Here is a 6,336-nt window from a genome sequence, read left to right as displayed (position 1 = left end):
CCGGCGTGGTGCATGGGAAATGTCTCGAAACACAAATAATGCCCTTCCGACTTCTTTCTGGGAAGCGAAAGGGCTGAAAAGTTTGCTTTCTCGTTATTTGGAACTTCGTTAACCTTTTGGAACCGCCGTATGCGGACCCGCATGTACGGTGGTGTGAGAGGACGGGGGTTAGCCGCCCCCTCCTACTCGATTCTATTTTGTAGAGCCCCGCTTAATTATGATCGTCTCCAGATAGATAGTTTCATTGTTCCGTTCGGGCTGCTCGATGCGGACAAGCAGCGCATCCACTACCCGGGTACCAAGATCATAAGGGTAGGTATGCACGGTAGTTAACGGAGGATCGATAATTTCCGCGTTGGCGATATCGTCAAAACCGGTTATTTCGATATCCGACGGAATACGGTAGTTCATTTCCTTGAGGGCGCGAATGGCCGCAATGCCGATATCGTCGTTCGCACATACAAAGGCGGTTGGGAGGGAGGGCAGCTGCTTGAGCTGGTTCGCCATCCACTCTACATGAAGATAAGGGTTATTGTCCGGCAAAGTAATGCTGTAAGGACTGCCCGGTGCGGCGCCGGAATTTCTTAAGGCTCGGTCAAAGCCGAGCCACCGCTCATAAAAGCTCCGGCAATGGTTATAGTCCCCGATAAAACCGATGTGCTGATGTCCCCGCTTGATTAATCCTTCCGTAAGTGTGAAGCTTGGATACTCATTCTCGATCAGAATGATGTCGTATTTATGGCTCGTGAATACGGTGTCCGGAATAAAATCGATAAACACGGTCGGTATATTGGTATTAAGCACGGTTTGAATATACGATTTGTCAAAAATTTCGATGCATACAATGCCGTCAACGTTGGAGGAATGGATGTTGGCCGGAAGCCTCCGCGACTTTATATCTTCCTGACTGACCAGAGAAAGAATCAGATTGAATCCTTCCGCGCGCAGCCTCGTCTCCATTCCCTTGATCGTTTCGGAATAAAAGCTGATCGCATTAATGTCGCCTCTGGCGAGAAGGGCGATGTTGCCAATTCTTAAAGAATGAAAGTTTTTGTATTTCATCTCTGTTGCTTTCTGGACAACCTTCTCCTTCGTCGTATCGGGAATTTGAGGATGGTTGTTCAGCGCTTTGGATACAGTATTGCGCGACAATCCCAAAGCGTCGGCAATTTGCTGGATCGTAACTCTTTCCGCCATACCTGAGCTCCTTTTACAGTCATTTACGGTTATAGTACTGTCATGATTATGATGAAATGTTAGCATTAATATGTGCAAATGTAAACTATAGTGTAAATGATGCGGGGATAGAAATGGTGTCCATGCAGTCTTGTAATGGCTCGCAAATCTTGGTCCCAACCCTATCCGTTTTGAGCGGCTTAATTTCATTATAAGTATTTTTTCGGGGTAAAAAAAGAGCTTGTGCCCATTTATTACAAAGTTAAAGAGCTTGGCGAAATTTCTTATTTTAACAGCGATTAAAGCCACAACAGGCATGGAAAGACAAATACATTTTCTGAAAAAATGCGTCGTTTCATCACGGGTAATTTACAATTGTGAACTTAATGGAATTGGCATTGACACTTCAATTTGAAAGCGCTATACTTCGCTTGTGCACACATAAATGTTTACATTATGTAATGCTTTATGTAAAGCAAATGTTTAATATATGCACAATAAGTGCATAACGTTTCCGGGGGTAGGCCGAGATGAAAAAATGGATGATTGCAATTGCCGGTTGTGCTGGCTTGGTGGTGCTTTTGGCCGTGATCAGTATTCTAACTTTTTCCGAAAAGGAGATAGCGTCTCCTCCGGCCTATATTTACAAGCAGCCGCAGCGTCCGAACACCGGGATCATGGCTTATGCGAAGGACAGCAACCTGTCCGCTTCGCCTGTTGTTGCGGAATGGAAAGAGCGAAGCGAAGTGGTCAAATGGGAGGAAGGCGGCTCGGTGGCATGGAACGTTGATGTTCCTGCCAGCGGGCAGTATGAAGTCTCGATCGGCTACTATCCGCTTAAGGGCAACGGACAGGATATCGAGTTTTCGATGACGCTTGACGGTAAGGTGCTGGGAGGTCAGAAACCGTTTACATTGAACCGCGCGTGGAAAGACGCCTCGGCGGCGGTAAAGAAAACGGATGGAAATGAGCTCAGGCCGAAGCAGGTTGAAGAAAATATATGGCTTGAGACGATGGTGCGTGAGGCGGATGAACTGGGTGACGGAACGTTGAAGCTGGATCTCGCTGCCGGCAGGCATACGATCAAGCTGACAAACAGCCGCGAGTCTGCGATGCTCGATTACCTGCGTTTGACCGAGGTGAAGAAACCTCTGAGCTACGCGGATTATGTCCAGCAGCATAAAGGGAACGGCAGCGGTGCGCCGGACAAAAATTATTTTCAAACCGTTCAGGCGGAATCCCCCTATTTGAAGTCGGCGGCAGGCCTTTTTCCGACAACGGACCGTTCAAGTCCGCTGACAGAGCCGTACAATCCGGTAAAGATCCGGATGAATACGATCGGGGGCGGCAATTGGGATGTGGCGGGGCAGTGGATCAGTTGGGAAGTCGAGGCTCCGCAGGACGGCTGGTACAAGATCGGGATGCGCTATCACCAGAACCGGGTAAAGGGATCTTTTGTCTCCAGAAAAATATACCTGGACGGTCAGGTGCCTTTTTCCGAGCTTGAGCATGTCCGGTTTTATTATGATACCGCCTGGAAGATCAAAGACCTTGGCGATGAGAACGGCGAGCCTTACCGGTTTTATTTAACGAAAGGAACCCATGAGATCAAAATGGAAGTAACGCTCGGAGAACTGGCGGAATCTCTGCGGAACGTGCAGGGCATGGTTTTCGACATGAACCAGATTTACCGGAAAATCGTCATGATCACGGGCGTAACGCCGGACCCTTACCGGGATTACGATCTGGATAAGAGTATTCCTGAGCTGACCGGCGAGTTCAAGCGGTTATCCGCAGGATTGAAGAAGGAAGCGGACGCGCTGGATCACATGTCGGCACAGAAGAACGCCGGTTCCTCGACCTTCCGGATGCTGGCGCTGCAGCTGGACAGTTTTGTCGAGCGTCCCGATACCATTCCGAAACGGCTTGATGCTTACAAAAGCAATGTTACCGGAGTGGCGGACTGGATTCTGACTGTTAAAAGCCAGCCGCTGGAACTGGACTATTTATATACGGCTTCACCGGATCACGCAGCTCCGAGAGGCGACGCTAATTTTGCTGAAAGCGCTGTCCATGAGATGAGAGCCTTTAGCGGCTCCTTTATGCAGAATTACGACACGATCGGCGCGGAGGACAAAAGGGCGGCCAGCAAACCCCTTGATGTGTGGATCGGCCTTGGCCGCGACCAGGCTTATGTTTTGAACCGGATGATCCAGGAATCGTTCACGCCCGAGACAGGGATCAGCGTCAACCTGAACCTCGTGAAGGACGCTTTGGTCAAAGCGGTCATGGCCGGGGTGGGACCGGACATCAACCTGTTCACGAACCGGGGAGATACGATGAATTTGGCGATTCGCGGCGCGCTCGAGCCGCTGGACCAGTTTGGTGGCTTTGAAACTATGACGAAGGAGTATATGCCAACCGCTTTCGATCCTTACAAGTACGAGAACCATACTTTTGCGATTCCGGATGAGCAGCAGTTTTTCATGATGTTCTACCGGGAGGACGTCCTGAAGGAACTGGGTCTCAAGGCGCCCGAAACCTGGGATGACCTCATGAAGATCGCTCCGGTCCTGCAAAATAACAACCTTCAGATCGGGCTTCCTTACGAAAGCCTGGACGCGTATGCGCTGCTCAATCAGGGCATGGGTCTTCTGAATTTGTTCCCGACCTTGCTCATGCAGCACGACAGCGGAGTCTACAACGATCAGCATACGTCAACAAGATTCAATGAACAGACAGCTTACAAGGCGTTCAAGCAGTGGACCGATTTCTACAACTTGTATGACTACCCGCTGTACAAGAACGATTTTAACCGGTTTTGGAGCGGGGAAATGCCGATTGTGATTACCAGCTACAAATTGTATAACACGCTGGTGGCAGTTGCGCCCGAAATTGATGGAACGTGGAAGATGGCTCCGATCCCTGGAGTAAGAGAGCCGGACGGCAGCATTAATCGAATCAGTGCGGCCAATGGCACGGCAGGCATTATTCTCAAAAATGCAAAGAACAAAGAAGCTGCCTGGAAATTCATGCAGTGGTGGAACAGCCCGGAGACGCAAAGCCAATTTGTCAAAGAGCTGGAGAACGAAATGGGCGTTCTGGGCCGGCGTACGCCAGCCAATATCGAAGCATTCGCGGCAACGCCATGGAGCCGAAGCGAGCAAACGGTTTTGATGGAGCAGTGGAAACAGGTGGAGGAAGTTCCGGAGCTGCCGGGCGGCTATTACACTTCCCGGAATATCGACAACGCCTTCCGCAGCGTTGTATTCCAGTGGAAAAATCCGCGCGAATCGCTCTATTTCTGGAACAAGCAGATCAATGAGGAAATTACCCGCAAGCGGTATGAATTCGGGGTGGATCAATGAATACGGGAATATGGAAAAGTATACGAAAGCATAAAGAGAGCTATCTGCTCATGGCGCCTTACCTGTTATTTTTTATTCTTTTTACGATATTGCCCGTCATCTTGTCCTTTGTATTCAGCTTCACCTATTACAACATGATCGAGCCGCCCCGCGCCGTCGGCTGGTACAACTATATCAGGCTGTTCCTCGACGACGACATCTTTATCATTGCGCTGAAGAATACGATGCTCTTTGCCTTTATAACGGGACCGATCAGCTATGCGCTAAGCTTTCTGGTCGCCTGGATGATCAATGACTTGTCCAGAACGCTCCGTTCCATTGCTACAGTCGTTTTCTATTTGCCGGCCATAGTGGGGGCTTCCGTATATCCGATGTGGCGGTTGTTCTTCAGCTCCGATGCTTACGGTTATTTGAACGGTATATTGATGAATCTCGGTTTCATCAGCGATCCCATCGCCTGGCTGGTTGACCAGAAATATGTTCTTCCTATCCTCATTGTCGTTCAGCTCTGGATGAGCCTTGGCATCAGCTTTCTGGCCTTTGTCGCCGGGCTGCAGACGATCGACCGGAGCCTCTACGAAGCCGGAGTGATGGACGGAATCAAAAACAGGTTTCAGGAGCTGTGGTACATTACGCTTCCGTCCATGATTCCGCAACTGGTGTTCGGCGCGGTCATGCAGATTGTGGTGTCGTTCAGTGTCGCGGACGTCTCCATCGAGCTGGCCGGCTTTCCGAGTACGGAATATGCGGGCGAGACGATGGTCACGCACATTATGGACTACGGGACGATCCGGTATGAAATGGGTTACGCCTCCACGATGGCTGTCGTGCTGTTTGTCATGATGGTGCTGACGAACCGGGTCGTAAGCAAGCTGCTGAGCAAAGTCGGCACCTGACCTTAAGGAGGGAGAACATGTTCAGGATCCAAAAGAAGAAAGCCGGGGCCAAAGCTAGAAGGTCCCTTGGCGGGAACATTATTATATTTGGCATCATTGCCCTTTTAGGCGTGTTTTCCGCGTTTCCGTTCATTTTTGCGCTTATAACGTCATTTAAACCCATCAATGAGCTGCTGCAGTTTCCGCCAAGGCTGATCGTCAGAAGGCCAACCTTCGATAACTATGAAAGCTTGTTTCAAATAGCGTCAAACATGTGGGTCCCGCTGACGCGGTATATTTTCAACACCGTGATCGTGGCTGTGCTCGGGACGGTATTCCATGTGCTCTTCGCTTCCATGGCCGCTTACCCTTTGGCGAAGCACAAGTTTCCGGGTAAAAAGGCGCTCTTTTCGATCATCGTAATGGCCCTGATGTTCGTGCCGCAGGTCACGTTTATTCCGCAGTTTATCCTGATGGCCAATCTGAAGCTGGTCAACACTTACGGAGCGCTGATCCTGCCCTGGATCGGAGCATCGCTGGGACTGTTCCTGATGAAGCAGTTCATAGAGCAGCTCCCGGACGCCATCCTGGAGGCTTCGCGGATCGACGGGGCGAACGAGTTCAGAACGTTCTTCCAGATCGTGCTGCCGAACTGCATCCCGGCTGTCATGACGGTCGTTATTTTCCAGTTTGTAAACTTGTGGAACTACGCTCCGAAGGAGCTGATCTACAGCGAGTCGCTCAAGGTGTTCAAAATGGCGCTTGAGCAGATCGCGGCGAGCGATCCGATTGCCCGGATGGGCGCGGGCGCTGCGGCTTCGGTCATATTGATGATTCCGCCAATTATTATATTCGTCTTGCTCCAGCGCAAGGTCGTCGAAACTATGACTTTTGCGGGAATCAAGTGACAGGAGGAA

Annotated in this window: 4 protein-coding genes and 1 pseudogene; 4 read left to right on the top strand and 1 reads right to left on the bottom strand. The window is 50.3% G+C overall.

From position 1 onward, the window contains the following. Positions 1–112 (top strand): annotated as a pseudogene (locus K7397_RS22015) (group II intron maturase-specific domain-containing protein); the annotation flags it as partial. 80 nt (positions 113–192) lie between these two features. Here K7397_RS22015 and K7397_RS10445 read toward each other — a convergent pair. After that, complete coding sequence (locus K7397_RS10445) at positions 193–1,197, bottom strand: LacI family DNA-binding transcriptional regulator (protein WP_223067896.1); 1,005 nt, start codon at positions 1,195–1,197, stop codon at positions 193–195. A gap of 509 nt (positions 1,198–1,706) precedes the next feature. Here K7397_RS10445 and K7397_RS10440 point away from each other — a divergent pair. Genes K7397_RS10440 through K7397_RS10430 form a run of 3 tightly spaced genes read left to right on the top strand, consistent with a single transcriptional unit; the run spans position 1,707 to position 6,327 of the window. Then, on the top strand, positions 1,707–4,544 hold the full coding sequence (locus K7397_RS10440) for an extracellular solute-binding protein (RefSeq protein WP_223067895.1): 2,838 nt from the start codon (positions 1,707–1,709) through the stop codon (positions 4,542–4,544). Then, positions 4,541–5,440, top strand: a complete 900-nt coding sequence (locus K7397_RS10435; RefSeq protein ID WP_223067894.1) for a carbohydrate ABC transporter permease — start codon at positions 4,541–4,543, stop codon at positions 5,438–5,440. The genes K7397_RS10440 and K7397_RS10435 overlap by 4 nt, the downstream gene beginning before the upstream one ends. A gap of 17 nt (positions 5,441–5,457) precedes the next feature. Continuing rightward, positions 5,458–6,327 (top strand): carbohydrate ABC transporter permease, encoded by an 870-nt coding sequence (locus K7397_RS10430; RefSeq protein WP_223067893.1) that lies wholly within the window; start codon positions 5,458–5,460, stop codon positions 6,325–6,327. Positions 6,328–6,336: the final 9 nt, after the last annotated feature.

This window comes from Paenibacillus caui (assembly GCF_019904135.1).
Lineage (GTDB): Bacteria > Bacillota > Bacilli > Paenibacillales > Paenibacillaceae > Fontibacillus > Fontibacillus caui.
The sequence above is the reverse complement of the archived record's forward strand: the minus strand, read 5'-3'. Positions and strand labels throughout refer to the sequence as shown.

Coding starts and splice junctions, on each gene's coding strand:
- K7397_RS10445 (WP_223067896.1), bottom strand. CDS start 1,197: ATGGCGGAAAGAGTTACGATCCAGCAAATTGCCGACGCTTTGGGATTG.
- K7397_RS10440 (WP_223067895.1), top strand. CDS start 1,707: ATGAAAAAATGGATGATTGCAATTGCCGGTTGTGCTGGCTTGGTGGTG.
- K7397_RS10435 (WP_223067894.1), top strand. CDS start 4,541: ATGAATACGGGAATATGGAAAAGTATACGAAAGCATAAAGAGAGCTAT.
- K7397_RS10430 (WP_223067893.1), top strand. CDS start 5,458: ATGTTCAGGATCCAAAAGAAGAAAGCCGGGGCCAAAGCTAGAAGGTCC.